Below are 26,868 nucleotides of genomic sequence, written 5' to 3'. Positions count from 1 at the left end.
GCGAAAAATCAGCCGTTGACGGCCTGCTTGTGCTGCACCGGGTGGCTCTTCTTCAACAGATCCGAGACTAGAAACGCCAGTTCGATCGCCTGGTCGGCGTTGAGGCGCGGATCGCAATGGGTGTGGTAGCGGTCCTGCAACTCCTCGGCGGTGATGGCGCGCGCGCCACCGGTGCATTCGGTGACGTTCTTGCCGGTCATCTCGACATGGATGCCGCCCGGATGCGTGCCTTCGGCGCGGTGCACCTCGAAGAAGGTCTGCACCTCCTTCAGGATGCGGTCGAACGGCCGCGTCTTGTAGCCTGCGGCCTCGATCGTGTTGCCGTGCATCGGGTCGGACGACCACACCACGCTGCGGCCCTCCTTCTGCACGGCACGCACCAGCTTCGGCAGATGGTCGGCGACCTTGTCGGAACCGAAGCGCGCGATCAGCGTCAGCCGGCCGGGCTCGTTCTCGGGGTTGAGCAGGTCGATCAGTTCCAGCAACCCGTCCGGCGTCAGCGACGGGCCGCATTTCAGGCCGAGCGGGTTCTTGATGCCGCGGCAATATTCGACATGCGCATGGTCGGGCTGGCGGGTACGGTCGCCGATCCAGATCATATGGCCCGAGGTGGCATACCAGTCGCCGGAGGTCGAATCGACGCGGGTCAGCGCCTCCTCATAACCGAGCAGCAACGCCTCGTGGCTGGTGTAGAAATCGGTCTCGCGCAGTGCGTAGTTGGTTTCCGAGGTGATACCGACGGCCTTCATGAAGTCCATCGTCTCGGTGATGCGATTGGCGAGCGATTCATACTTCTCGCCTTGCGGACTGTCGGACACGAAGCCGAGCATCCAGCTATGCACATTCTCCAGGCTGGCATAGCCGCCCTGCGCGAAGGCACGCAGAAGGTTGAGCGTCGCCGCCGACTGGCGGTAGGCCATCTCTTGCCGTGCAGGATCGGGAATGCGTGACTTGGCGTCGAATTCGATGCCGTTGATGATGTCGCCGCGATAGCTCGGCAGCGTCACCCCGCCCTTGGTCTCGTTGTCGGACGAACGCGGCTTGGCGAACTGGCCGGCTACGCGGCCGACCTTCACCACCGGCTGTGCGCCGGCGAAGGTCAGCACCACCGACATCTGCAGGAACACACGGAAGAAGTCACGGATGTTGTCCGCGCCATGCTCGGCGAAGCTCTCGGCGCAATCGCCACCCTGGAGAAGGAATGCGTCACCGGCAGCGACGGCCGCAAGCTGCTTCTTCAGCTTGCGTGCCTCACCTGCAAAAACCAACGGCGGAAAGGTCGCGAGCTGGGCTTCCGTGGTCTTCAGCGCGGCAAGGTCCGGATAAGCAGGAACCTGCTTGATCGGTTTTGCTCTCCAAGAATTCGGCGACCATTTCGTCATCGCTGCACCCAACGCTCTTTCCGAGCAATTCCAGGAAAAGTGTGAAACGGTTTTCCGTCCGGAATTGCGTCAAACAAACAAATGGGCGCCATCGCCCGCCAACCCGCCCTATAAAGGGATCGCGGCTCCATACACGAAGCCGATTTCCTATTCTAGACCGGATTTGGCTGCGTGGCGAATGCCCGCCTGGCGAGGCGGTTTCCTATCCCTGCCCTACGCCGCCGCCTTCTCCACCAGCCGCGCCAGTTGCGTCATGACGACCGCGGAGCCCGCCAGCCGCTTCTCGGCCGTTGGCCAATCGCGCACGAACACGACGCTGTGGTCCGGCCGGATCTTGGCCAGCGACCCCTGCTCGCCGATGAACCGGACCAATCCGACCGGGTTGGAGAATTCACGCTTGCGGAAATGGATGACGACGCCCTTCGGTCCGGCGTCGAGCTTCTCGACATTGGCCTTGCGGCACAGCGCCTTGATGAAGACGATCTTCAAGAGATGCTTGACCTCCTCGGGCAGCGGGCCGAAGCGGTCGATCAGTTCGGCGCCGAAAGCATCGATTTCCTCGGTGTTTTCGAGATCGCCGAGACGCCGATAAAGCGCCAGCCTGAGCTGCAGGTCCGGCACATAGCCTTCCGGGATCATCACCGCCGTGCCGACGGCAATCTGCGGCGACCAGCCGCCATCCTGCACCTCGCCGGAATCCTTCACCTCGGCGACGGCCTCTTCCAGCATCTGCTGGTAGAGTTCGAAGCCGACCTCCTTGATGTGGCCGGACTGCTCTTCGCCCAGAAGATTGCCCGCGCCCCTGATGTCGAGGTCGTGGCTGGCCAGCTGGAAGCCGGCGCCCAACGTGTCGAGCGATTGCAGCACCTTCAGCCGGCGCTCGGCGGTGTCGGTCAGCTTGCGGTTGGCCGGCAGCGTGAACAGCGCATAGGCGCGCACCTTCGAACGCCCGACGCGGCCGCGCAATTGGTAGAGCTGCGACAGGCCGAACATGTCGGCTCGATGGATGATAAGCGTGTTGGCCGTTGGGATGTCGAGGCCGGATTCGACGATGGTGGTCGACAGCAACACGTCGTACTGGCCGTCGTAGAAGGCATTCATGATGTCGTCGAGTTCGCCCGGCGGCATTTGGCCATGGGCCACCGCAACTTTCAGTTCAGGTACGGATTCTCTCAGGAAGTCATGGATTTCTGAGAGATCGCTGATGCGCGGCACGACATAGAAGGAATGCCCGCCGCGATAGCGTTCGCGCAGCAGCGTCTCACGGATCACCAGCGGATCGAAGGGCGAGATGAAGGTGCGCACCGCCAAGCGGTCGACCGGCGGCGTGGCGATCAGCGACAACTCGCGCACCCCGGTCAACGCGAGTTGCAGCGTACGCGGGATCGGCGTCGCCGACAGCGTCAGCACGTGCACATCGGTTTTCAGGTCCTTCAGCCGCTCCTTGTGCTTGACGCCAAAGTGCTGCTCCTCGTCGATGATCAGCAGGCCAAGATTCTTGAACGAGATCGCGGACCCAAGCAGCGCATGGGTGCCGATGACGATGTCGACCTGGCCCTCGGCAATGCCCTTCTTCGTTTCCGCCAGTTCCTTGGCACCGACCAGACGCGAGGCTTGGGCAACGCGGATCGGCAGGCCTAAGAAACGCTGCGAAAACGTCTTGAAATGCTGGCGCGACAACAGTGTCGTCGGCACCACCACAGCCACCTGAAACCCTTCCATCGCCGCGATGAAAGCGGCCCGCAACGCTACCTCGGTCTTGCCGAAGCCGACATCGCCGCAGATCAGCCGGTCCATCGGCTTGCCGGCGCCAAGGTCGTCGCGCACGGAGTCGATCGCCGTCTGCTGGTCATCGGTCTCCTCGTAGGGGAAGCGGGCGGAGAACTCGCCGTAGAGGCCTTCGGCCGGCACCAGCGCCGGTGCGGCGCGCATCTGCCGTTCGGCGGCGATGCGGATCAATTGCCCGGCCATGTCGAGCAGGCGCTTCTTCAGCCGCGCCTTGCGCGACTGCCAGGCGCCGCCCCCGAGCTTGTCCAGCGTCGCCTCGGCGGTGTCAGAACCGTAGCGCGACAAAAGCTCGATGTTTTCGACTGGCAGGAACAGCCGGTCGTCGCCGGCATAGTGGATTTCCAGGCAATCATGCGGCGCGCCGACTGCCTCGATGGTACGCAGACCGACGAAACGGCCGATGCCATGGTCTGCATGGACGACGATGTCGCCCGCCGACAGCGCCGAGGCTTCGGCAATGAAATCCGAGGGACGCTTCTTGCGCTTCGAGCGCCGGATCAGCCGGTCGCCGAGAATATCCTGTTCGGCGACGACGACCAGTCTTTCGGTCTCGAAGCCGGATTCGAGCGGCAGCACGGCGAGCGCCGCCTGCCCCGGCTCGAGCTTTTCGGCTTCCGCCAGGGTCGCGACCTGCTTGAGGTTGCCGAGGTGGTGCTCGCCAAGGATCTGCCCAAGCCGGTCGAGTGAACCTTCGGTCCAGCCGGCGACGACGACGCGGCGGCGCGTCGCGCGCTCGTCGGCGATGTGTTTGACGACGACGTCGAACACATTGATGCTGGGGTCGGCGCGTTCCTCGACGAAGCTGCGGCCGTGCCGCGAACCGGCGTGATAGACTTTCTTCGCGCCGGCATCGGGCGCATCGAACGGCGTGAAATCGATCGCTTCGCGCGGCCCGAGCGAGGCGATCAGGTTTTCCGGCGAGAGATAGAGCAGGTCCGGCGGCACCGGCTTGTAGGGCACGGCATCCTTCAGCGCACTGTCAGCCTGCTTCTTGCGCGCCTCGTAGTGATCAAGGATCAGCGTGTGGCGTTCGGCCAGCGCCTCATGCGCCAGGTGGTCGAAGACGACAGGTGTATCGGTGAGATAGTCGAACACCGTCTCCAACCGCTCGTAGAAGAACGGCAGCCAGTGCTCCATGCCGGCGAAGCGCCTGCCTTCGCTGACCGCCGCATAGAGCCCGTCGTCGCGCTGCGGTGCGCCAAAAGCTTCGATATAGGAGCGGCGGAAGCGGCTGATCGTTTCCGGCGTCAGCGCCACTTCGCTCATCGCCTGCAGCGCCATCGATTTGCGCTGGCCCGTAGTGCGCTGGGTAGCGGCGTCGAAGACACGGATCGATTCCAGCGTGTCGCCGAAGAAGTCGAGCCTGAGCGCCTCCGTCCAGCCTGGGGCAAACAGGTCGAGAATGCCGCCGCGCACCGCGAATTCGCCGATGCCGCGCACCGTCGGCACCCGCTCGAAGCCGGATGTTTCCAACCGCGACACCAGTGCGTTCATGTCGATCTGGTTGCCGGGCCTGGCGTGGAAGGTCTGTGCCTCGACCAGTTCAGCCGGCGGAATGCGCTGCAGCAGTGCATTGGCAGTGGTGAGGATGACGGCGCGATGCGGCTTTTTCGCCAGCGCGATCATGGCGGTCAGCGCATCGAGGCGCTTGGCGGCAGCGTCCGAACCAGGCGACACGCGGTCGTAGGGCAGGCAATCCCAGGCCGGTAGTTCGAGGATCGGCAGACTTGGCGCCGCGAAGGACAGCGCCTCGATGATCGCCGGCAGGCGCTGGCCGTCGCGCGCCACGAACAGCACCGGCTTGTCGGGCGCGATCTCAAGTGCCGCCTGCACCAGCGCGAAGGCTTCGTAGCCGTCGGCGACGCCGTCGACGATGAACTGGCCGGCGCGGCCTTTCGGCAGACCGATGGTGGGAATGAGGCTCATGAAATCACTGTCTTGCTTGTCGCAATTCCGGACGGAAAACCGCTTCGCACTTTTCCTGGAATTGCTTGTGTTCAGAATGTCATGGAGTGGCGGAACGCCAGGATCTTTCGCAGGATGGCACAATCGATATCTGCCGGGACCGGGCGTTCGCCGGTGACCATGGGCAGGAATTCAGTGTCGGGAATGTCGAGGAGCTTCTCATATTGGTCGATTTCCTCGTCGGTCAAGGCGCCGATCTCAGCGTCGGCGAAAGTGCCGAGGATCAGGTCCATCTCGCGCATGCCGCGATGCCAGGAGCGAAACAGAAGCTTGCGGCGGTGGGCGTCCAGCCCCTCGCTTGATCTCGTCGTTCCGGTCATTGTGCCGCATCCTCGCTTGCTGCGGCGCATATAGCGTGGATAGAAGGTGCTGTCAGCCTTGCGCTGTAGCCGTCGCAACATAAGCTGACATCATGCGCCCCACCATCCTCGACCCCTTGTTTGTCCCGATCACTTCGCTTGCCGGCGTCGGGCCGAAGGTTGGCGCCCTGATCGAGAAAGTCGTCACCGCCGATCTCGGTGATCGCGCCGCCCGCGCCGCCGACCTTCTGTTCGTGCTGCCGCACACCGTCATCGACCGCCGCAGCCGTCCGGGTATCGCAGGATCCGCTGAAGGCCAGATCGTAACGCTCGACGTGCGCATCGACCGCCACCAGCCGCCGCCGCGCGGCAACAGGTCGGTACCCTACCGGGTCTATGCCCATGACGACACCGGTGAGATCGCGCTGACCTTCTTTCATGCGCATGCTTCCTATCTCGAAAAGGCGATGCCCGAGGGCGAGCATGTGGTGGTCTCCGGCCGCATGGAATGGTTCAACGGCCGCCCGACCATGGTCCACCCCGATCATATAGCGCTGGCCAGCGAAGCGGAGAACCTGCCGCTGGTCGAACCGGTCTATCCGCTCACCGCAGGGCTCTCGGGCAAGGTGCTGCGCCGGGCGATCGGCCAGGCGCTTGCGCGCGTGCCTGAATTTCCCGAATGGCAGGACGGCGCCTTCATGCGCCGGCACACCTTTTCGGCCTTTGGCGATGCGCTCGCCCGCATCCACAATCCGGCAGACCCGATCGACGTCTCTGTCGACGGCGCGGCGTGGCGGCGGCTCGCCTATGACGAGTTGCTGGCGGGCCAGGTCTCACTGGCGCTGGTGCGGGCAAAAGTTCGCCGCCTGTCTGGTCGTCCCCTGGTCGGCGACGGCAGCATCGTCGAGAAGCTGCGCGCCGCACTGCCCTACTCGCTGACATCAAGCCAGGAGTTTGCGCTGGCCGAAATCAATGCCGACCTCGCCGATCCCGAACGCATGCTGCGGCTTTTGCAGGGCGATGTCGGCTCCGGCAAAACGGTTGTGGCGTTGCTGGCCATGGCGCGTGCCGTCGAGGCCGGCGGCCAGGCCGCCTTGATGGCGCCGACGGAAATCCTGGCGCGCCAGCACCTGGCGACGATCGCGCCGCTTGCCGCCAAGGTCAGACTGCGCATCGCCATTCTAACCGGCCGTGAAAAGGGCCGCGAGCGCACCGATACGTTGGCAGGCCTGGCCAGCGGCGAGATCGATATCGTCGTCGGTACCCACGCGCTGTTCCAGGAGACCGTCACCTTCCACGACCTGGTCCTCGCCGTCATCGACGAGCAGCACCGCTTCGGCGTCCACCAGCGCCTTGCCATCACCGCCAAGGGCGATGCACCAGACATGCTGGTGATGACGGCGACACCAATCCCGCGCACGCTGGTGCTGACCGCCTTCGGCGACATGGACGTGTCGAAGCTGACGGAAAAGCCGGCCGGCCGCCAGCCGATCCGCACCGTCACCTTGCCGCTGGAAAGGCTGGACGAACTGGTCGGCCGCATGGTCGACGCCGTTGCCGGCGGCCAGAAGATCTACTGGATCTGTCCGCTGGTCGAGGAATCCGAAGAGATCAAGCTGATGTCGGCCGAGGACCGTTTTGCCTCGCTGAAGCCGCTGTTCGGCGACCGCATCGGCCTTGTCCATGGCCGCATGAAGGGTGCCGACAAGGACGAGGCGATGCGCGCCTTCAAGCAGGGCGAGACACGCATCCTGATCGCAACGACGGTCATCGAGGTCGGCGTCGATGTGCCGGACGCCACCGTCATGGTCATCGAACATGCCGAACGCTTTGGCCTCGCCCAGTTGCACCAGTTGCGCGGGCGTGTGGGGCGCGGCGACAAGCCGTCCTCCTGCGTGCTGCTCTACAAGGACCCGCTCGGCGAGACCGCGAAGCGCCGGCTGTCGGTAATGCGCGAGACCGAAGACGGGTTTCTGATTGCCGAGGAAGACCTGAAGCTGCGCGGCGAAGGCGAATTGCTGGGCACCCGTCAGTCCGGCACGCCGGGTTTCCAGGTGGCGCGCATCGAGGCGCATGCCGACCTTCTGGAGGCTGCTCGCGACGACGCCAGGCTGATCCTGTCGCGCGATCCGGAGCTGCAATCAGACCGAGGCGACGCGTTGCGCCTGTTGCTCTATTTGTTCGGCCGCGACGAGGCCGTGCGGCTCTTGCGCGCCGGCTGAGCCAGGGCGGCAACCGACGGATTGGCAAGCATTCCCTCGATCGGCTCGCCGTTCACGACAACCATCTGCTTGACCTCGGGCGCCACCAGCCCGGCCGAGACGATCAGCTTGGCGCCGTCCTCGATCGTCATGTCGAGCAGCACGATGTCCGACTTCGGCACATACATCAGAAAGCCGGTCGTCGGGTTCGGTGTGCAGGGCATGAAGACGGCAATCAGCGGATCGCCTGCCTGGTCGAGCTTCTGGTTGATCTCGGTCTCCTTCTCGCTGGCGACGAACACCAGCGACCAGACGCCCTTGCGCGGATATTCGACCAGCCCGACCTGTCGGAACATGTCGCCCTTGTTCGACAGCACGGTCTCGAAAATCTGCTTCAGCGAGCCATAGATGCCGCGCACCAGCGGCATACGGCCAAGCAGGCGTTCGCCGAAATTGACGATGGCGCGGCCGACGATGTTGGCCGTCAGGAAACCGATCAGCGTGATCAGGATCAGCGCCACGATCAGCCCGAACCCCGGAACCGGAAAGGGCAGGTACGTATCAGGACTGTAGCGCAACGGAATATAGGGCTTCACCCAGGAATCGACCCAGCCGATAAACGACCAGGCGATGTAGGCGGTGATCGCCAGTGGCGCGCAGACGACGAAGCCTGTGAGGAAATAATTCCTCAGCCGGGTCATGCCGGAGGTCTTAGGGGAGTCGGACATGGTTCACCGGGGACGCGGGTTGCACCGCAACATAATGAACCAGAGGGCGCATTGGAACTGCGAAGTTTTTAAAGCGCCGATTATGCCGCCGCGTCTAGCGGTTCGATTTTCTCGAGTTCCGGCGCCAGTTTCTTGGCTTCGGTTTCAAGCTCATAGGCCTGTTGAAAATTCATCCAGAATTCGGGTGTGGTGTTGAAAAATCTGGCGAGGCGGAGGGCCGTATCGGGGGTCAAGCCGATCTCCTCCTTGGCAATGCGCTCGATACGGGTGCGCGGAAGATTGAGCTTTTTTGCCAGCGCGCCGGCACTCATGCCGAGCGGGGCGAGATATTCTTCGCGCAGGAATTCTCCAGGATGAACTGGACGTGCGAACTTGAGCATAATTCAGGGTCCTCAAGGGTTCAGGGCAAATGCCTGCTCAATGGTAATCGACGATCTCCACGTCTTCAGCGCCAGCGGCGGTCCATTTGAAGCAGATGCGCCATTGGTCGTTGATGCGAATTGAATGCTGTCCAGCGCGGCTCCCTTTCAGGGCTTCGAGGTGATTTCCGGGCGGCGATCGAAGGTCATTCAGTTGGGCAGCGTTGGCAATTGCGCGGAGGCGACGTTCGCCGCGGGCAACCAAATCCGGCGGAAAGCCTTTTAGCGCCTTCCCTTCGGCAACCGCTTCGACCGCCTTGCCTTTGAACGAAACGATCAATAACCCGCCCTCTGGACTGTATCATACATTGATACAGACCGGCACGCAAGCAAATGTATCATCGGCCGATACAAATTTGCCACCGGTTGATCGGTGGCAAATGGTGAGTTGCCGATAGCTATTCCACCGTCACCGATTTCGCCAGATTGCGCGGCTGATCGACGTCGGTACCCATGAATACGGCGGTGAAATAGGCCAGCATCTGGATCGGCAGCGCGTAGATGATCGGCGAGATGATTTCCGGCACGTCGGGCAGCACGATCGTCTCCATCGTCTTCACGCTCGTCAGCGCCGCACCCTTGCTGTCGGTGATCAGGATGATCTTGCCGCCGCGCGCCGCCACTTCCTGCATGTTCGACACGGTCTTTTCGAAAATGCGGTCATGCGGCGCGATGACGATGACCGGCATGTTCTCGTCGATCAGCGCGATCGGGCCATGCTTCAGTTCGCCGGCGGCATAGCCTTCGGCATGGATGTAGGAGATTTCCTTGAGTTTTAGCGCGCCTTCCATGGCCAGCGGAAAATTGGTGTCGCGGCCGAGATAGAGCACGTTCTTGTAGTGCGCGAGCTCGCGCGCGATCTTCTCGATTTGATGATCGAGCTTCAGCACCTGGTTGGCAAAGCGCGGCGCCTCCGAAAGCTCGCGCACGAAGGTCTTTTCCTGCTCCTTCGAAATCGTGCCACGCGCCACGCCGGCGCGCACGGCGAGCGATGCCAGCACCGAAAGCTGGCAGGTGAACGCCTTGGTCGAGGCGACGCCGATCTCCGGCCCGGCGAGCGTCGGCAGCACGACGTCGGATTCGCGCGCCATGGTCGATTCCCGCACGTTGACGACGGCGCCGATCTTCATCCCCGCCTTGCGGCAGTAGCGCAGCGAGGCCAGCGTGTCGGCGGTCTCGCCCGACTGCGAGATGAAGAACGCCGCGTCGCTTTTCGACAGCGGCATTTCGCGGTAGCGGAATTCGGAGGCGACATCGATGTCGACCGGCAGCCGCGCATAGCGCTCGAACCAGTATTTGCCGATCAGGCCGGCGAGATACGCCGTACCGCAAGCCGAAATCGCCAGCCGGTCGATCTCTGCGAAATCGAACGGCAGATCGAGCGGCTTGGAGACGCCGCCGACAAAGTCGAGATAATTCGCCAGCGTGTGCGAGATCACCTCCGGCTGTTCATGGATTTCCTTCTCCATGAAGTGGCGCCTATTGCCTTTGTCGACCATGAAACTGGTCGAGAGCGACTGCTGGCGCTTCCGGTCGACCTTTGTGCCGTCAATGTCGAAGATTGCGACGCCATCGCTGCGCACCACCGCCCAGTCGCCATCTTCGAGATAGGTGATCGAATTGGTGAACGGGGCGAGCGCGATTGCGTCGGACCCTAAAAACATCTCGCCATCGCCATGGCCGACAGCCAGCGGCGGACCGTTGCGGGCGCCGACGATCAGGTCTTCATCGCCCTTGAACATGATGGCCAGCGCGAAAGCGCCTTCCAGTCGCTTCAGCGCCTGGTGCGCGGCATCAACCGGCTTCAGCCCCTTGGCAAGTTCGCGAGCCACCAGATGCGCCACGACCTCGGTGTCGGTCTGCGACGAGAAAGAATAGCCGTCGCGGATCAGTTCTTCGCGCAGCTCGGCGAAATTCTCGATGATGCCGTTGTGGACGATGGCGACGCCGTCGGAAAAATGCGGATGCGCATTGGTTTCGTTGGGCACGCCATGCGTCGCCCAGCGCGTGTGGCCGATGCCGATCGTGCCGTCGAGCGGCTCGTTTTTCAGCAAGCGCTCGAGGTTGACCAGCTTGCCTTCGGCGCGGCGGCGGCCAAGCTGGCCGTGCTCGATGGTGGCGACGCCGGCCGAGTCATAGCCGCGATATTCGAGCCGCTTCAGCGCATCGACGATGAGCGGCGCAACCTGCGAGTGGCCGACGATTCCAACGATACCGCACATACAGACAGCCCCCGATTCCCCATGGAAAACCAGCGCTATTTAGGGATGGCCGGCCTGCCGCGAAAGTCACATTGTATTTCGCCCCGTATAACGGAACGCTTCTTCCTGTCGATGCACCATGACAGACCGCTCTTGCAATCCGGTTACTGCAATCGTTCGCGTTTTTGCAGGGGCTGGGTTTACTTTTTCTTCGCAGCCGCGGCCGAAGCAAAGCGTTCGCGCAGCTCCTTGCCCTTGCCGGGGATCGTCTTCTGGCGGGCGCGGCCGAAGGCCAGCGCGTCGTCGGGCACGCTTTCGGTGATCACGCTGCCCGAGGCGATGTAGGCGCCCATGCCTATGGTGACAGGGGCCACCAGTGAGGAATTCGAGCCGACAAAGGCGCCCTCGCCGATGTCGGTGAAAAACTTCGAATAGCCGTCATAGTTGCAGGTGATGGTGCCGGCACCGATATTGGCGCCCGCGCCAACCCGCGCATCGCCGATATAGGTCAGATGATTGACCTTGGCGCCCTCCTCGATAACAGCCTGCTTGACCTCACAGAAATTACCGACCTTGGCCTTCTGTCTGAGATCGGCGCCCGGCCGCAGCCGCGCGTATGGTCCGATATCGCAGTTGGAAGCGATGGTGGCGCCTTCGATATGGCTGAAAGCATGGATCTTGGCGCCCGTGGCGATCTTCACGCCCGGACCAAACCAGACATTGGGCTCGACGATCGTATCGGCGCCGATCTCGGTATCGTGCGAGAAGTACACGGTCTCGGGCGCAATCAGCGTCACGCCCGACAGCATTACCTCCTGGCGCCGACGCTGCTGCCAGATGCCTTCGGCCTGCGCCAGTTCAGCGCGATTGTTGATGCCGAGCGCATTCTCGAAACTGGCCTCAGTCGCAACGACATCGAGACCGCGCCCGCTGGCTATCTCGACGATGTCGGTGAGGTAATACTCGCCCTTGGCATTCTTGTTGCCGACGGCTTCGAGCAGCATCAGAGCTTGGGCGCCGGCCACCGCCATCAGCCCGCCATTGCAGAAGGTGATCTTGCGCTCTTCCTCGCTGCAATCCTTCTCCTCGCGGATGGCGACCAGTTTGCCACTCTTTTCGATCAGCCGGCCATAGCCAGTTGGATTGGGGGTACGAAAGCCGATGATGACGACGGCAGCACCTTCCGCCAGTTTCAGCCGCGCCACGGTGAGCGCATCCGCGTCGATCAGCGGCGTGTCACCGAACATCACCAGGATATCGTCATAACCCTTTGATATCGCTTCGCGAGCAGCAAGAACGGCATGCGCGGTGCCGAGGCGCTTTTCCTGCACAAAGGTCTCGGCTTTCGGAGCGAATTTTGCCGCCGCCTTGCGCATCTCTTCCGCGCCATGGCCAATCACCAGCACCTGGCTGCCGGCGCCTGCGGCCTCGGCAGCCTTCACCACATGGGCGACCATCGGCAGCCCGGCAATCTGGTGCAGCACCTTCGGCAACGCGCTCTTCATGCGCGTGCCTTCGCCGGCGGCGAGGATGACGGACAGGCAGGATCTCTGGCTCATGGAAGGACAACCATATGAAGGGGTTGGGAATCAGGACATGCTAACAGTGGCGCCATGCTGCACCAATGCGGTTAAATTCCGGTGAGATCGGCGGCCCCGGCTGGAGCGAAGTGTGCTGGTCGCATAATGCTTTATTCAAAATAAATACTCTATCGGTATTGCTTTTGAAAACCCCAGCTTTGACGAAAATAGCCGCATGAGAATCTTATATAGAATTTTTGTCGCCTTGATCGCTTTCTTAACAGGAGCAATCGTTGGCGGTGTAGCAGGTATCATTCTGATCAGTATTCTAACAATAGAATCAGACGTTTCAGGGTTTCTAGAAAAATCTTTTATTGTTGTCCCCATATGTGGCTTGATCGGCGGACTTGGGTCCCTGTTCATATTCGGTCCTATGGGACAGCGGGAGTAATACCGCGACTATCACCGGCAAGAACCAGGATCAGGCTATCCTAACCGCCCCAACACCGGAAAATTCTCCAGCAGCCAATAGGACACGGCCTGCACGCCGCCGGTGAGGAAGAACACACCGGCGACGACCAGCAGCGCGCCGATCGCCTTTTCGACGCGGCCGAGATGGACGCGGAATTTATCGAGGAAGCGCATGAACGCACCGGAAAACAGCGCTGCGATCAGGAATGGGACGCCCAAGCCGAGCGAATAGGCGGCAAGCAGCAGCGCGCCCTCGCCCACGGTCTCGCGGCCGCCGGCCAGTGTCAGGATCGGCCCCAATACCGGGCCGATGCATGGCGTCCAGCCGAACGCGAAAGCCAGCCCCATCACATAGGCGGCGATCACACTCGCCGGCTTGCCTTGCGACTGGAAGCGCGCCTCGCGCGACAAAAGCGGGATGCGCAGGATGCCGAGGAAGTTCAGGCCCATCAGGATGATCAGCACACCGGCGCCCATCGCCAGTTGCTCCTGCCAGACCCGTAGCAGCCGGCCGATGGTCGACGCACCGGCTCCGAGCGCAACGAACACGGTGGAAAAACCGAGCACGAAGGCGATCGAGGAATAGAGCAGCGCGCCGCGGGCGCCTTCGCGCGTCGTCGCACCCGCATTGCCGCGGAAATCGTCGACCGAGACGCCTGCCATATAGCAGAGATAGGGCGGCACCAGCGGCAGCACGCAAGGCGACAGGAACGAGATCGCTCCCGCCCCGACCGCGCTGACATAGCCGATGTCCAATGCCATTTCCAAGAACTCCAGTGCCGTGGCTGATATAGCGACGCGCAGCCTTGTTCACCAATCACCATTGTGTTGGCAAGATCATCCCTTGCCGAACGCACTTGTCGGGGAAGAAACGGCGACGTTCAGGCGTTGATACGATGAGGCCGCGATTTCCCGCGCGTCTCCAGATATCAGTCAAGGAGATCTCCATGAAAACCATAACCGTTGGGCTGGCAGCGCTGTTGCTCAGCACCGCTGCATCCTTCGCTGCCGACGCGTGGACGGAAGCCGAGGTCAATGGCACCAAGATCTACACCGACGCCAACGGCATGACGCTTTATACCTATGACAAGGACGAGAAGGGCAAGAGCAACTGCTACGACAAATGCGCCACCAACTGGCCGCCGCTGAAGGCCGCAGCCGGCGCCAAGCCGGAAGACGAATGGAGCGTTGTCGGCCGCACCGACGGCACCAAGATGTGGGCCTATGACGGCAAGCCGGTCTATACCTTTATCAAGGACAAGAAGCCCGGCGATGTGAGCGGCGACGGCGTCGGCGAGGTCTGGCATATCGTCAAGGCCGACTAGCGTACTCGGTACCCAGCCGCCTGATGGCGGTACAAGGGCTGGTCGCCGGGCAATCTTCATGCAGCGGGCCACCGGCGTCGACCACCTTGCAACAAACCTCCGGTTTCGGTTCAGCGACTCGGGTGGAAAGCAGATCGGGTCGTTTCCGATGACATAGGGTCATTTCCGACGACTAGGGATCACCATCCCCTTTTCCAAAATTCTGTGATTTCCTCCATACACTCTAAGAGTGTATTGCTGCGGAGAGCCCCGCAATTTGGGCGCTTCCCCTTGACCGGATGCAAAAGCGCCGCCATGTGAGCGACACATGAACGAGATTTCGTCGCGCGCAGCGGAATTCTTCTGCCGCACCACAGCTGATATGAGACCTCATGGACGTCGTCGTCGTCGAATCGCCGGCCAAGGCAAAGACAATCAACAAATACCTCGGCAAGAACTACAAGGTTCTGGCCTCGTTCGGCCATGTCCGCGATTTGCCAGCCAAGGACGGCTCAGTGCGTCCGGACGAGGATTTCGCCATGTCCTGGGCGGTCGACACCGCTTCGGGCAAGCGGCTTGCCGACATCGCCAAGGCGGTCAAGGATGCCGACGGCCTGATCCTCGCAACTGACCCGGATCGCGAGGGTGAAGCCATCTCCTGGCATGTGCTGGAGGTGCTGAAGCAGAAGCGCGCGCTGAAGGACAAGCCGGTCAGCCGCGTCGTCTTCAACGCCATCACCAAGTCGTCGGTGCTGGAAGCGATGGCCAATCCGCGCCAGATCGATGCGCCGCTGGTCGATGCCTATCTCGCCCGTCGGGCGCTGGATTATCTCGTCGGCTTCACGCTGTCGCCGGTGCTGTGGCGCAAACTGCCGGGCGCCCGCTCGGCCGGACGCGTCCAGTCGGTTGCACTGCGCTTGGTCTGCGACCGCGAATCCGAGATCGAGCGCTTCATCCGCGAGGAATACTGGCAGATCGCGGCTCTGCTGGGCACGCCGCGCAACGAGAATTTCGAAGCGCGGCTGACCGCCTTCGATCGCAAGAGGCTGCAAAAGCTCGACATTTCCAACAAGGCGCAGGCCGACGACATCAAGACGATGCTCGAAGGCGCGACCTTCAAGGCCGTGTCGGTCGAAGCCAAGCCGACCAAGCGCAATCCCGGCCCGCCCTTTACCACCTCGACGTTGCAGCAGGCCGCTTCATCGGGCCTTGGCTTCTCGGCCAGCCGCACCATGCAGGTGGCGCAGAGGCTCTATGAAGGCATGGAGATCGGCGGCGAGACCACCGGCCTGATCACCTATATGCGAACCGACGGCGTCCAGATGGCACCCGAGGCGATCGACGCCGCACGCGACGCCATCGCCAAGGAATTCGGTCCGAAATACCTGCCGGAAAAGCCACGCTTTTACACGACCAAGGCCAAGAATGCCCAGGAAGCGCACGAAGCGATCCGCCCGACGGATTTCATGCGCACTCCGGCATCGGTCAGGCAATATCTCGATTCCGACCAGATGCGCCTCTATGAGTTGATCTGGAAGCGCGCCATCGCCAGCCAGATGCAGCCGGCCGAAATCGAGCGCACCACCGCCGAAATCGAGGCGGTCAACGGATCGCGCACAGCCGAACTTCGCGCCGTCGGCTCGGTCGTTCGCTTCGACGGCTTCATTGCCGCCTACACCGACCAGAAGGAAGACGACGCGGAAGACGAGGAAAACCGTCGCCTGCCCGAGATCCGCGCCGGCGAGCAGCTTGCCCGCCAGGCGATCAACGCCACCCAGCACACCACCGAACCGCCGCCGCGTTATTCCGAGGCTTCGCTGATCAAGAAGCTGGAAGAGCTCGGCATCGGCCGGCCTTCTACCTACACGGCGATCCTGAAGACGCTCGAAGACCGCGACTACGTCACCATCGACAAGCGCCGGCTGGTGCCGCAGGCCAAGGGCCGCCTGCTGTCGGCTTTCCTCGAAAGCTTCTTCAAGCGCTATGTCGAGTACGACTTCACCGCGTCCCTCGAGGAAAAGCTCGACGAGATTTCCGACGGCAAGCTCGCCTGGAAGGATGTGCTGCGCGATTTCTGGAAGGATTTTTCGGGCGCCGTCGGCGACATCAAGGAGTTGCGCGTCACCGACGTGCTGGATGCGCTCAACGAGGAACTGGCGCCGCTGGTGTTTCCCGCGCGCGAGGATGGCTCCAATCCGCGCATCTGCCCGAAATGCGGCACCGGCAACCTGTCGCTGAAGCTCGGCAAGTTCGGTGCGTTCGTCGGTTGCTCGAACTATCCCGAATGCTCCTTCACCCGCCAGCTCGGCGACGCTGCCAACCCCAATGGCGAGAATGGCGGCGGCGAAGACGGTACCAAAGTCATTGGCAAGGATCCTTATACGTCAGAGGAAATCACGCTGCGCAGCGGCCGCTTCGGCCCCTATCTGCAGCGCGGCGACGGCAAGGAAGCCAAGCGCTCCAGTCTGCCCAAGGGCTGGACGGCAGAATCGATCGACCACGAGAAGGCGCTGGCGCTGCTGTCGCTGCCGCGCGACGTCGGCCAGCATCCGGAAACGGCCAAGATGATCTCGGCCGGGCTCGGCCGCTACGGCCCGTTCGTCCTACATGACGGCACCTACGCCAATCTCGACAGCATCGAGGACGTGTTCTCGATCGGGCTGAACCGCGCCGTGTCGGTGATCGCCGAGAAGCAGTTGAAGGGCAAAGGCGGCCGCAATGGCGGCACCGCCGCGGCACTCAAGGAGCTTGGCGAACACCCCGACGGCGGTGGCAAGATCGTCGTGCGCGACGGCAAATACGGGCCTTACGTGAATTTCGGCAAGATCAACGCCACCCTGCCCAAGGGCAGGGATCCGCAGTCGGTGACCATCGAGGATGCGCTGGCGCTGATTGCCGAGAAGGAAGCCAAGGGCGACGGCGGCAAGAAGCCGTTCCGCAAGGCGGCCGCGGCCAAGGCCCCGGCAACCAAGAAAACGGCAGCCAAGAAAACAACGGCTCAAAAGCCGGCTGCGAAGAAGCCGGCAGCGAAGAAAAGAGGGTAGGACGGCGTGGCGCGCAAGATCACCGGTAGAACCCACGGCGATCCGCGCACCGCCGACACGAGGGCCAAGGTCAAGGACGACTATCGGCCCTCGCGTGACGAAATCCTGCGCTACATCGCTGAAAATCCCGATCGCGCCGGAAAACGCGACATCGCCAAGGCGTTCGCGCTGCGCGGCGACGACCGCATCTGGCTGAAGGATCTGCTGCGCGACCTGCAGGACGAAGGTTTCCTGACCAAGGAGCGCAAAAGGTTGGCCCGCGTCGGTGCCCTGCCCCACGTCACGGTCCTGGATATTTTTGATCGTGATGAAGATGGCGTGCTGTTGGCGCGTCCTACCGAACACACAGCCAATGGACCGCCACCCATCGTTTCCATCCGCCTGTCGCGCAGTGGCGGGGGACCGGCCCCAGGCATTGGCGATCGCGTGCTGGCCAAGACTTTCCCCGCCGACGAGACGAATGTCGCCCTGGGAGGTCCGGCATACACCGGACGCGTGGTGAAGATCTTCGAAAAGCGCACTGACGCCGTGCTCGGTGTCTTTCGCATCCTGCAGGACGGCACATTCCGCATCGAGCCGGTCGAACGGCGCCAGCCCGAACTGATCGTCGACAAGGAATTCCAAAACGGCGCCAAAAGCGGCGACCTGGTCGAGGTCGAGCCTGCGCGGGCCTCCCGCTATGGGCTGCCGAGAGCCAAGGTGCTCAACGTGCTGGGCTCGCTGACCAGCGAAAAGGCGGTCTCGATGATCGCCATCCACGCACACGACATTCCGCATATTTTTCCGGCCGACGTCATCGCCGAATCCGAAGCCGTCAAGCCGGCGACCCTCGCTCACCGCGAGGACTGGCGCGACCTGCCGCTGGTCACCATAGATCCGGCCGACGCCAAGGACCATGACGACGCCGTCTTCGCCACGCCGGATCTCGACGAGAAGAACCCCGGCGGCGTGGTCGCCACCGTGGCGATCGCCGATGTCGCGGCCTATGTGCGCTATGGAACGGCGCTCGACCGCGAGGCGCTGAAACGCGGCAATTCGGTCTATTTCCCGGATCGCGTCGTGCCGATGCTGCCCGAGCGCATCTCCAACGATCTCTGCTCGCTGCGCGAGGGCCAGGACCGGCCGGCGCTGGCGGTGCGCATGGTGTTTTCGGCGCAGGGCCGCAAGCTCAGGCACTCCTTCCATCGCGTCATGATGAAGTCGGCCGCAAAGCTTGCCTACAGCCAGGCTCAGGCGGCCATCGACGGCGCGCCGGACGAGAAGACCGGTCCGATCCTCGATACGGTGCTGAAGCCGCTATGGGACGCCTATGCGATCCTCAAGCGCGGCCGCGAGGGCCGCCAGCCGCTCGAACTCGACCTGCCGGAACGCAAGATCCTGCTCAAGCCGGACGGCACCGTCGATCGCGTCATCGTGCCGGATCGGCTCGATGCCCACAAGCTCATCGAAGAATTCATGATCCAGGCCAATGTCGCGGCAGCCGAGACGCTGGAGGCAAAGAAGCAGGAACTGGTCTACCGCGTGCATGACGCGCCATCGCTCGCCAAACAGGAATCGCTGCGTGAGTTCCTGCAGACGCTGGGCCTGTCGCTGGCCCGCGGCGCGCAGATGCAGCCAAGCCAGTTCAACGGCATCCTGGAGCGCGTGCGCGGCGCCGACAATGAGGGCCTTGTCAACGAAGTGGTGCTGCGCTCACAGAGCCAGGCCGAATACTCGCCCAAGAATATCGGCCATTTCGGTCTCAACCTCAGGCGCTACGCTCACTTCACCTCGCCGATCCGGCGTTACGCCGATCTGATCGTGCATCGCGGACTTATTGCCGCACTCGGCCTTGGTCCGGGCGGGTTGACGCAAGACGAAGCGGCTCGTCTCGAAGACGTCGCGGTACTGATCTCAGGCACGGAACGCCGCGCAATGGCGGCAGAGCGGGATACGGTCGACCGTCTTGTCGCCGCTTATCTCGCCGAGCGCATCGACGACCGTTTCGACGCCCGCATCTCTGGCGTCACCAAATCAGGACTATTTGTCCAATTGCCGCAGTACGGCGCGGATGGTTTCATCCCTGTGTCAACATTGAACGGCGATTACTACATATACGACGAAACAGCCCGTTCCCTGTTCGGAGAACGCTCGGGCAAAGGCTACCAGCTCGCGGACCGCGTCGAGGTCCGGCTCGTCGAGGTGGCGCCGATGGCCGGCGCGATGCGCTTCGAGATGTTGACCGATCCGAAGCCTTTGCCGGGCTCCAAGCGGTCGTTTCACAAGGCCAAGGGCCGCGCCCGCGCGTCGCAATCGCGACCGGGTTCGCGCGGCAGGAGACGATGATGACGACAGCCACGGAAGAACAGATTTTCGGCGGAGAACATCACTCGGGCCGGGCTGCCCGCCCGCTGTGGACGGCGATGAAGCGCGGCCTTCTCGGCCGCTGCCCGCATTGCGGCGAAGGCAAGCTGTTTGGCGCGTTCACCAAGACCGTCGACACATGCAGTGTCTGCGGCGAGGAACTGCATCATCACCGCGCCGACGACCTGCCTGCCTATCTCGTCATCGTCATTGTCGGCCACATCGTGCTCGGCGCCTTCATGGGCGTGGAGGCAACGTCCACCCTGTCCACGTGGCAGCACATCGCCATCTGGGTGCCGCTGACCATACTTTTGTCGGTCGCGCTGCTGCAGCCGGTCAAGGGTGCCGTCATCGGACTGCAATGGGCCTTCTATATGCATGGCTTCGGCGGCGAAAACGATGTGATCGAGCCGCATCCCGGAGCCTGAATCGCGGCCAAGAATGCGGCTTGGCGCAACATCCCGACCGTGAAAGGCCACTTTCGCTTGCCAGAAGTTTCCGTTAGTTCCTGCGCATGGACGGTATGACCAAGGCGGAAGTCGACAAGATCGGACGGAGCATGATCGCCCAAAGCGACCAGCCAATTCGCCCCCGTGATGCCGCGACGCTGATCCTGCTCGACCGCAAGCGCGATGACGTGCTGGTCCTGATGGGTCGCCGCCATGCCGGCCACGCCTTCATGCCAGGCAAGTTCGTCTTTCCCGGCGGCCGCACCGATCCGGCCGACAGCCGCATCCCTGTCGCTGCCGCATTGCATCCGGAGCAGGAAGCCAGGCTGATCGCCGGGCCCGGCCGCACAAGCACCGCACGAGCTCGCGCCATCGCCTTGTCGGCCATCCGCGAGACTTATGAAGAAGCCGGATTGCTGATCGGCCGCAAAGGCGCTTTCACCACCGCCCGGCCCGACTGGCAAGGCTTTGCCGAACACGGCGTGCAGCCCTCCCTGGACATGCTGCGTTTCATCGCACGCGCTATCACGCCGCCCAACCGGGTGCGCCGCTTCGACACCCGTTTCTTTAGCGCCTGGCGCGACGATGTCGCGGTCGAACTGCCGGGTGGCGGTCCGACCAACGAACTCGAAGAGCTGGTCTGGCTGCCGCTTGCCAAGGCCCGGGAAGCCGACATACCCGACATCACCCGAATGATCCTGGACGAGCTGCAAAGGCGCCTCGCCCATGATCCGCTGCTGCGTCCGGCCGGCCCCGTACCCTTCTACCGGCTTGTCCGCAACCGCTTCACCCGCGAACTTCTCTAGAGCAATTCCAGGAAAAGTGTGACGCGGTTTTCCGTCCGGAATTGCGTAAGATCAAAAAGACAGAGTAATCAGCACCCATGACGGTCGATACCCAACAACAGGGCGACGAACGCGTACACTGGCTGCCGATGGTGGCGGCGATCTCGTCGATCAGCGTCGTCGGTATTGCCATCGGGCTCGGCATGCCGCTGCTCAGCGTCATCCTCGAAACACGCGGCCATTCAGCCTCGATGATCGGCCTCAACACGGCCGTCGCCGGCCTCGCCTCGATCGCCGGTGCACCGCTGGCCACACCGCTTGCGATGCGCTTCGGCGTCGCGTGGACCATGATTGCCATGATCGCCGCCGGCGCGCTGGCCTTTGTCGGCTTTCATTTCGCACCCGACTTCTGGATGTGGTTTCCACTGCGCATCGTGCTGCACATCGCGCTGACGGTACTGTTCATCCTGTCTGAATTCTGGATCAGCACCTCGGCGCCGCCGCACCGGCGCGGCCTTGTCCTCGGCATTTACGCCACGGTTCTGTCGCTCGGCTTTGCCGCCGGACCGTGGCTGTTCGCCCATCTTGGCAGTTCCGGCTTCAGGCCGTTCGGCGTCATCATCTGTCTGGTGACGCTGGCGGCAATACCGGTGCTTGCAGCGCGCAACGAGAGCCCGACCATCGTCTCCGACGGCGAGACCAGCAATTTCCTGCGCTACATCTGGCTGGTGCCTTCGGCGACCGCAGCCGTGCTGGTGTTCGGCGCGGTCGAAACCGGCGGCTTTGCGCTGTTCCCGATCTACGGCAGCCGCATCGGCTATTCCGAGGCCGACGCGGCCCTTCTCCTGACCATGATAGGCCTTGGCAACGTGCTGCTGCAAATCCCCATCGGCATGATCAGCGACCGCGTCAGCGACCGCCGCTATTTGCTGATTGCCTGCGCCATGGTTGGCCTCGCCGGCACGGCCTTCATGCCCTTCTTCGCCCAGAACTGGCATCTGATGGCGGCACTACTGTTCGTCTGGGGCGGCGTAGTCGCTGCCATGTACACGATCGGCCTTGCCCATCTCGGCTCGCAGCTTTCGGGCCATGAACTGGCGTCGGCCAACGCCGCCTTCGTGCTGTGCTACGGCGTCGGCATGGTTCTCGGTCCGCAGGCGATTGGCATCGGCATGGATGCATTCGGTCCAACCGGCTTCGGCTGGTCGCTCGGCCTGTTCTTCGCCGCCTACATTGCCCTGGTCGCCTTCAGGCTGGTCCGCAAGATCCTGCTGTAGCGCGATTGCTGCCAGCCCGCATTGGCATGGCACGGTGAGAGGCTGCTGACAGAACCGTGTCAGGAGCACAGGGCTAAAAGGGTGTCCCAAAACACTTGAGGACACTTCCATGATCGACAGCGGCTTTGAAACCACATCGCTACGAATGACACTGCTTCTGCTTGTGACCTTCCAGGCTCCGGCCGCCGATGTCGACCGCATCATGGACGCGGTGGTCGCGATCGCGCCGCTGGTCATGGGCAAATATGACCGCAATGCCTATCAGTCGGCGTATGGCATCGAGCGCTACAGGCCGCTCGACGGTGCGGCCGCCGGGGCCGAAACCGAATTGCGGCGGCGCCCGGGCACTGTCGAGGTTTCCTTCGAATTGCCCGACGACCAGGCATTGGCCGCCCGCGTCGCCGAGGCGATTTTCCAGGCCCATTCCTACCAGGAACCGGTGATCCGCATTCAGCCGATCCTGGCCAGCCGTTCCAAGGGGCTGGATGACCGCGCCAATCCGAATCGCTGGTGGAACACGACCGGAGACTGGAAGAAGGTAGCGGCATCGGCGACAGAAACCGCATGATCTCCAGTTACCGGCAGGCTCAGGCGGGTCGCACGAGGCCAACCGGGCTTGACTTTCCAGGCGCGTTCTTTATGTGTCGCGCCAAGTTTCCCGCGTCCGGGTGTTTCCCCGTGCTCCAGCGGCCAAAACCCCACGAACAAACGGACTGATATCATGGCCAAAGCCGCAAACATCAAGATCAAGCTTCTGTCGACCGCCGACACCGGTTTCTTCTACGTGACCAGCAAGAACAGCCGCACCAAGACGGACAAGCTGTCGTTCCGCAAGTACGATCCGGTCGCCAAGAAGCACGTCGAATTCAAGGAAACCAAGATCAAGTAATCTGGGCTTCCCTCTGCAATGTCGAAACGCCGCCCAATGGGCGGCGTTTTCGTTTGTAACGTGCGGAGGCCGCGCACCTCGCGCACTTCACGCCCTCACGCCTTCACCAAGTCTGTGAAGTGTATCATTTTAACACAATCGCCAATTGGTAGACTCCCACGACGGATAGGCAGTTAGTTCAGCGTCAGGCTAAAGGGGGGATGCCTCGAAATGGGAGAGAACTATGTCCATTCAGAAAGGCGACTATCGAACCAACAGAGCCGACTATGCGATTGCCGCGATGCACAGGGGAGTGACCGCCGAAGATAGCGTTCGGGACGATATTCTGGCGGCAAGAAAGAAGTCCCTATGGCTAAAAGAACGGCGATCAGCCAAGTCGGCTGAGAACCCCTTGGACAGCTCGCCGCTGCCCAAAAGAAGCCCTCGCGGATAGAGCCACGGCAGCCTCACGCGATCGCACCATAATCATGCACCGCCGACTCGCTCATATTTGCAGATGCAGCCGGCGGTATTTGCCTCTCGCATGGCGGCCCAACGCGTGGCGAAATGGCTCCCGTTCTTTTAGAAGACGGCAGGACTAAAGTCTTGTTCTCTACACGCAAAGGTCTGAGGGGTCTCGTTAGGTTCCGCAAATGTCTGTTGGACGTTCCGTTACTTTAGTTAATGGAGATGTAGTCATCCCTTGTATTTCCCACCCGGGAACGGTGCCTGCTGCGGCCATTCGTAATGTATAGGCCTGTCGTTCAGATGGTTCAGCGCGCTGTACAGATCGCTGTGCAACTGGTCGATCGCATGCCAAATCCCCTGCCCGGCTGAGTTCCGTCAGCCGATGCGATCACCGCTTTTCGGATCGAACAGATGCAGCGACGCCGGATCGGCCGCCAGCCGGACCACGTCGCCGGGCTTTACCCCGGCACGGCCCATGGCGAAAACGCAAAGCTGCTGGCTGGCCAGCTTGACGTAGAACTGCGTCGAAAGCCCGAGCGGCTCCACCACCACCACCTCGCCCTTCAATGCGCCGTCGTCTGCCAGCCGGATATGCTCGGGCCGCAGACCGACTGTGATGGCGTCGCCGCCCTTCAGCGGCAGGCCTTCTGGCAACAGCAGCGCCTGGCCATCGGCCAGCACGGCCTCCGAGGCACCGCCCTTGCGAACCGTCGCCGGCAGGAAATTCATGCCGGGTGAACCGATGAAACCGGCGACGAACATGTTGGCCGGCCGATCGTAGAGATCGAGCGGCGCGCCGACCTGCTGGATCAGCCCGTCATGCATGACGACGATGCGGTCCGCCATGGTCATCGCCTCGATCTGATCGTGGGTGACGTAGACGGAGGTGGTTTTCAGTTGCTGGTGCAGCGCCTTGATCTCGGCGCGCATATGGACGCGCAGCTTGGCGTCGAGGTTCGACAGCGGCTCGTCGAACAGGAAGACCTTGGGATCGCGCACGATAGCGCGGCCCATGGCGACGCGCTGGCGCTGGCCGCCGGACAATTGCCGCGGCAGGCGTTGCAGGAAAGTGTCGAGCCCGAGCCGCTTGGCCGCGCCGTCCACCCTCGCGTCGATCGTCGTCTTCTCCGCCTTTTTCAACAGCAGGCTGAAGCCCATGTTCTTCGACACGTCCATATGCGGATAGAGCGCATAGGACTGGAACACCATGGCGATGTCGCGGTCCTTGGGTGCTACGTCATTGACCAGTCGCTCGCCGATGCGGATCTCGCCACCGGAAGCCTCCTCCAGCCCGGCGATCATGCGCAAAAGCGTGGACTTGCCGCAGCCTGACGGCCCGACCAGGACGACGAATTCGCCATCTGCGATTTCAAGGTCGACTGCGTGCAGGACACGGACGGCGCCATAATCCTTGCGGACCTTTTCGAGCGTGACAGAAGCCATCGATCTATCCTTTGACGGCGCCGGCGGTCAGGCCGGTGACGAGATAGCGTTGCAGGAAGGCGAAGAAGATGCAGACCGGGATCAGTGCCAGGATGGATGCTGCCATCATCTGTCCCCAGTCGACGGCGAACTTGCCGATGAAGGTAAGCAGGCCGACAGCGAAGGTCTTCTGGTCATCACTGGAAATCAGCATCAGCGCGAACAGAAGCTCGCTCCACGCGGCCGTGAAGACGAAGCCCAGCGTCGCCCCCATGCCAGGCAGCGTCAGCGGCACGATCACCTTGCGCATCGCTTGCGCGCGGGTGCAGCCGTCGATCATCGCCGCCTCTTCCAGGTCCTTCGGAATGCCGTCGAAGAAGGACTGCATCAGGAAGGTGGCAAAGGCCGTATTGAAGGCGGTGTAGATGATGATCAGCCCGGTCAGGCTGTTGATCAGGCCGATCTGACCCATCACGCGGTAGATCGGCGGAATGACCATCACCAGCGGAAAAGTCTGGGTCAAAAGCAACATCAGTGCAAGTGCTGCCTTGCCGCGAAAGGTGAAGCGCGACATGGCATAGCCGGCGAGCGAAGCAATGATTGTCACCAGCGCCGCCGTCGACACCGAGACGATGACGCTGTTGAGGAAATATCGCGGAAAATCGGTGGCCTCGAGCACGGTGACGAAATTCTGCAGCGTCATTTGCGACGGCCAGAAGGTGATGCCTTCGGAATACAGAAGCCGCTCCGGCGTGACCGAGATCTTCAGCGTCCAATAGATCGGAAACAGGGCAAAGAGCACGTATGCCGCGATCGCCGCGTAGAGGCCGATGCCGCCGAAGAAGCGCTGCGAGGTTGAACGCCCTGCGATCATCAGACGTGCCTCACCAGCGTGCGACGAATGCCGATCAGGGCAATCGCATAGGCAATGAGCAGGACCAGCAGCAGCACGGCCACCGCCGAGGCATAGCCCTTGTCCAGCGACTTGAAGGCGCTGACGTAGATGTAGACCGGAACCGTGTTGGTCGAGCCGGCCGGTCCACCCTCGGTCATGACGAAGATCAGGTCGGCGAAGGTGGCGATCCAGATGGTGCGCAACATCACGGTGATGGCGATGGTCGGCGCCAGGAACGGCAGCGTCACCTTGGTGAAGCGCTGCCAGGGCGAGGCGCCGTCGATCGCTGCCGCCTCATGCAGTTCCGATGGAATGGATTTCAGCGCCGCCAGCAGCGTGATGGCGAAGAACGGAATACCGAACCAGACATTGGCGACGATCGGCCCCCACATGGCAGTTGAAGGATCGGACAGCACATTTGTCGGCTCGGCCTTCAGTCCCAGCGCAAACAGCCAATGCGGCAACGGGCCGATGATCGGGTTGAACAACCAGGCCCAGGTCAGGCCCGACAGGAAGGATGGCACCGCCCAGGGCAGGAACACCAGCGCCTGCACCAGTTTGCGGCCGCGAAACGGCTTGTCGAGCAGCAGCGCCAGGCCGAGGCCGAGGAAGAACTGGAAAAGCAGGCTGGCGACGGTCCACCACAGCGTGTTGACCAGCGCCTGCCCCAGCACCTGATCCGACAGCATCGCCTGATACTGCCCGAGCCCGACATATTCGGACTTGAACGCCGAGAATTTGCGGAAGGAGTAGCTGATACCGATGACCAGCGGCACCAGAAGCACCACGACCAGCAGGATGATCGCCGGGCTGAGATACAGCCATGGCTCGATTGCGACGTGCGATAGCCGCTTGCGATGCGGCTTGCCGACGGATCGTATTTCGGACACGGCATAGGTCATTGGCTGAGGATCGGCTCCCTGGAGCGACGTCGGGCAGCGTCCTTATAACCCGTTGTAAGGGGGGGAAGTCCCCCGCCCGGCCAATATGGGGCGCGCGCCCCAGTAGGCGGACGGGGGCGGGGGGGGGGGCCGCCCCG

At 62.5% G+C, this 26,868-nt stretch carries 22 protein-coding genes; 10 read left to right on the top strand and 12 right to left on the bottom strand.

The genetic code is table 11. The features are described 5' to 3' along the window. Nucleotides 1–8: 8 nt before the first annotated feature. The 3 genes from NKJ89_RS21350 to NKJ89_RS21340 form a co-directional block, all read right to left on the bottom strand. Nucleotides 9–1,382 carry a class II 3-deoxy-7-phosphoheptulonate synthase gene (locus NKJ89_RS21350; protein WP_352605358.1) on the bottom strand — a complete coding sequence of 458 codons (1,374 nt, stop codon included), beginning with the start codon at nt 1,380–1,382 and terminating at the stop codon, nt 9–11. Nucleotides 1,383–1,595: 213 nt separating this feature from the next. Further along, nucleotides 1,596–5,096, bottom strand: coding sequence for a transcription-repair coupling factor (gene mfd / locus NKJ89_RS21345; RefSeq protein ID WP_352605355.1), 3,501 nt, complete (start codon nt 5,094–5,096; stop codon nt 1,596–1,598). A gap of 71 nt (nt 5,097–5,167) precedes the next feature. Next, a complete protein-coding gene (locus NKJ89_RS21340) occupies nt 5,168–5,455 on the bottom strand; it encodes a succinate dehydrogenase assembly factor 2 (RefSeq protein WP_352605353.1) in 288 nt (95 codons plus the stop codon). Between the two features lie 92 nt (nt 5,456–5,547). On the opposite strand from NKJ89_RS21340, the gene recG reads away from it, so the two are divergent. Further along, nucleotides 5,548–7,656, top strand: coding sequence for an ATP-dependent DNA helicase RecG (recG, locus tag NKJ89_RS21335; protein ID WP_352605350.1), 2,109 nt, complete (start codon nt 5,548–5,550; stop codon nt 7,654–7,656). Here recG and NKJ89_RS21330 read toward each other — a convergent pair. The 6 genes from NKJ89_RS21330 to NKJ89_RS21305 all read right to left on the bottom strand — a co-directional run bounded on the left by NKJ89_RS21330 (nt 7,608) and on the right by NKJ89_RS21305 (nt 13,736). Next, the gene (locus NKJ89_RS21330) at nt 7,608–8,363 is read right to left on the bottom strand and encodes a DUF502 domain-containing protein (RefSeq protein WP_352605348.1); all 756 of its coding nucleotides are present in this window, start codon (nt 8,361–8,363) and stop codon (nt 7,608–7,610) included. The genes recG and NKJ89_RS21330 overlap by 49 nt on opposite strands. Before the next feature lie 80 nt (nt 8,364–8,443). After that, the gene (locus NKJ89_RS21325) at nt 8,444–8,743 is read right to left on the bottom strand and encodes a HigA family addiction module antitoxin (protein ID WP_352605346.1); all 300 of its coding nucleotides are present in this window, start codon (nt 8,741–8,743) and stop codon (nt 8,444–8,446) included. 37 nt (nt 8,744–8,780) lie between these two features. Further along, on the bottom strand, nt 8,781–9,062 hold the full coding sequence (locus NKJ89_RS21320; protein ID WP_352605344.1) for a type II toxin-antitoxin system RelE/ParE family toxin: 282 nt from the start codon (nt 9,060–9,062) through the stop codon (nt 8,781–8,783). A 118-nt stretch (nt 9,063–9,180) separates the two neighbouring features. Continuing rightward, nucleotides 9,181–11,004 carry a glutamine--fructose-6-phosphate transaminase (isomerizing) gene (glmS, locus tag NKJ89_RS21315; RefSeq protein WP_352605342.1) on the bottom strand — a complete coding sequence of 608 codons (1,824 nt, stop codon included), beginning with the start codon at nt 11,002–11,004 and terminating at the stop codon, nt 9,181–9,183. Between the two features lie 179 nt (nt 11,005–11,183). Beyond that, complete coding sequence (gene glmU, locus NKJ89_RS21310; protein WP_352605340.1) at nt 11,184–12,542, bottom strand: bifunctional UDP-N-acetylglucosamine diphosphorylase/glucosamine-1-phosphate N-acetyltransferase GlmU; 1,359 nt, start codon at nt 12,540–12,542, stop codon at nt 11,184–11,186. 447 nt (nt 12,543–12,989) lie between these two features. Next, the gene (locus NKJ89_RS21305; protein WP_352605338.1) at nt 12,990–13,736 is read right to left on the bottom strand and encodes a cytochrome c biogenesis CcdA family protein; all 747 of its coding nucleotides are present in this window, start codon (nt 13,734–13,736) and stop codon (nt 12,990–12,992) included. Between the two features lie 185 nt (nt 13,737–13,921). Between NKJ89_RS21305 and NKJ89_RS21300 the strand changes: the two genes are divergently transcribed. The 9 genes from NKJ89_RS21300 (at nt 13,922) to NKJ89_RS21260 (ending at nt 23,498) form a co-directional block, all read left to right on the top strand. Further along, nucleotides 13,922–14,299 carry a COG4315 family predicted lipoprotein gene (locus NKJ89_RS21300; RefSeq protein WP_352605336.1) on the top strand — a complete coding sequence of 126 codons (378 nt, stop codon included), beginning with the start codon at nt 13,922–13,924 and terminating at the stop codon, nt 14,297–14,299. 371 nt (nt 14,300–14,670) lie between these two features. Continuing rightward, the gene (topA, locus tag NKJ89_RS21295; RefSeq protein ID WP_352605334.1) at nt 14,671–17,322 is read left to right on the top strand and encodes a type I DNA topoisomerase; all 2,652 of its coding nucleotides are present in this window, start codon (nt 14,671–14,673) and stop codon (nt 17,320–17,322) included. 6 nt (nt 17,323–17,328) lie between these two features. Next, entirely contained in the window at nt 17,329–19,647 is a 2,319-nt protein-coding gene (gene rnr / locus NKJ89_RS21290; RefSeq protein ID WP_352605332.1) for a ribonuclease R, read from the top strand. Further along, nucleotides 19,647–20,093 (top strand): DUF983 domain-containing protein, encoded by a 447-nt coding sequence (locus NKJ89_RS21285; RefSeq protein WP_352605330.1) that lies wholly within the window; start codon nt 19,647–19,649, stop codon nt 20,091–20,093. Before rnr ends, NKJ89_RS21285 begins: the two co-directional genes overlap by 1 nt. Before the next feature lie 86 nt (nt 20,094–20,179). Then, nucleotides 20,180–20,920 carry an NUDIX hydrolase gene (locus tag NKJ89_RS21280; RefSeq protein ID WP_023757503.1) on the top strand — a complete coding sequence of 247 codons (741 nt, stop codon included), beginning with the start codon at nt 20,180–20,182 and terminating at the stop codon, nt 20,918–20,920. Nucleotides 20,921–20,997: 77 nt separating this feature from the next. After that, complete coding sequence (locus NKJ89_RS21275) at nt 20,998–22,176, top strand: MFS transporter (RefSeq protein ID WP_023757504.1); 1,179 nt, start codon at nt 20,998–21,000, stop codon at nt 22,174–22,176. Nucleotides 22,177–22,285: 109 nt separating this feature from the next. Then, entirely contained in the window at nt 22,286–22,744 is a 459-nt protein-coding gene (locus NKJ89_RS21270; protein WP_352605328.1) for a YqfO family protein, read from the top strand. A gap of 153 nt (nt 22,745–22,897) precedes the next feature. After that, a complete protein-coding gene (gene rpmG, locus NKJ89_RS21265) occupies nt 22,898–23,065 on the top strand; it encodes a 50S ribosomal protein L33 (RefSeq protein WP_006201775.1) in 168 nt (55 codons plus the stop codon). A gap of 223 nt (nt 23,066–23,288) precedes the next feature. Beyond that, entirely contained in the window at nt 23,289–23,498 is a 210-nt protein-coding gene (locus NKJ89_RS21260) for a hypothetical protein (protein ID WP_084025140.1), read from the top strand. A 389-nt stretch (nt 23,499–23,887) separates the two neighbouring features. Here NKJ89_RS21260 and NKJ89_RS21255 read toward each other — a convergent pair whose 3' ends face one another. Genes NKJ89_RS21255 through NKJ89_RS21245 form a run of 3 tightly spaced genes read right to left on the bottom strand, consistent with a single transcriptional unit; the run spans nt 23,888 to nt 26,731 of the window. Then, a complete protein-coding gene (locus NKJ89_RS21255; protein ID WP_352605326.1) occupies nt 23,888–24,955 on the bottom strand; it encodes an ABC transporter ATP-binding protein in 1,068 nt (355 codons plus the stop codon). 4 nt (nt 24,956–24,959) lie between these two features. Beyond that, nucleotides 24,960–25,808: a carbohydrate ABC transporter permease gene (locus tag NKJ89_RS21250; RefSeq protein WP_352605324.1), complete on the bottom strand. Its 849-nt coding sequence runs from the start codon at nt 25,806–25,808 to the stop codon at nt 24,960–24,962. Next, on the bottom strand, nt 25,808–26,731 hold the full coding sequence (locus NKJ89_RS21245) for a carbohydrate ABC transporter permease (RefSeq protein WP_352605322.1): 924 nt from the start codon (nt 26,729–26,731) through the stop codon (nt 25,808–25,810). Before NKJ89_RS21245 ends, NKJ89_RS21250 begins: the two co-directional genes overlap by 1 nt. Between the last annotated feature and the right edge of the window lie 137 nt (nt 26,732–26,868).

It is taken from the genome of Mesorhizobium sp. M0047 (assembly GCF_040323315.1).
Lineage (GTDB): Bacteria > Pseudomonadota > Alphaproteobacteria > Rhizobiales > Rhizobiaceae > Mesorhizobium.
This window is presented reverse-complemented; position numbering and strand designations above follow the sequence as displayed.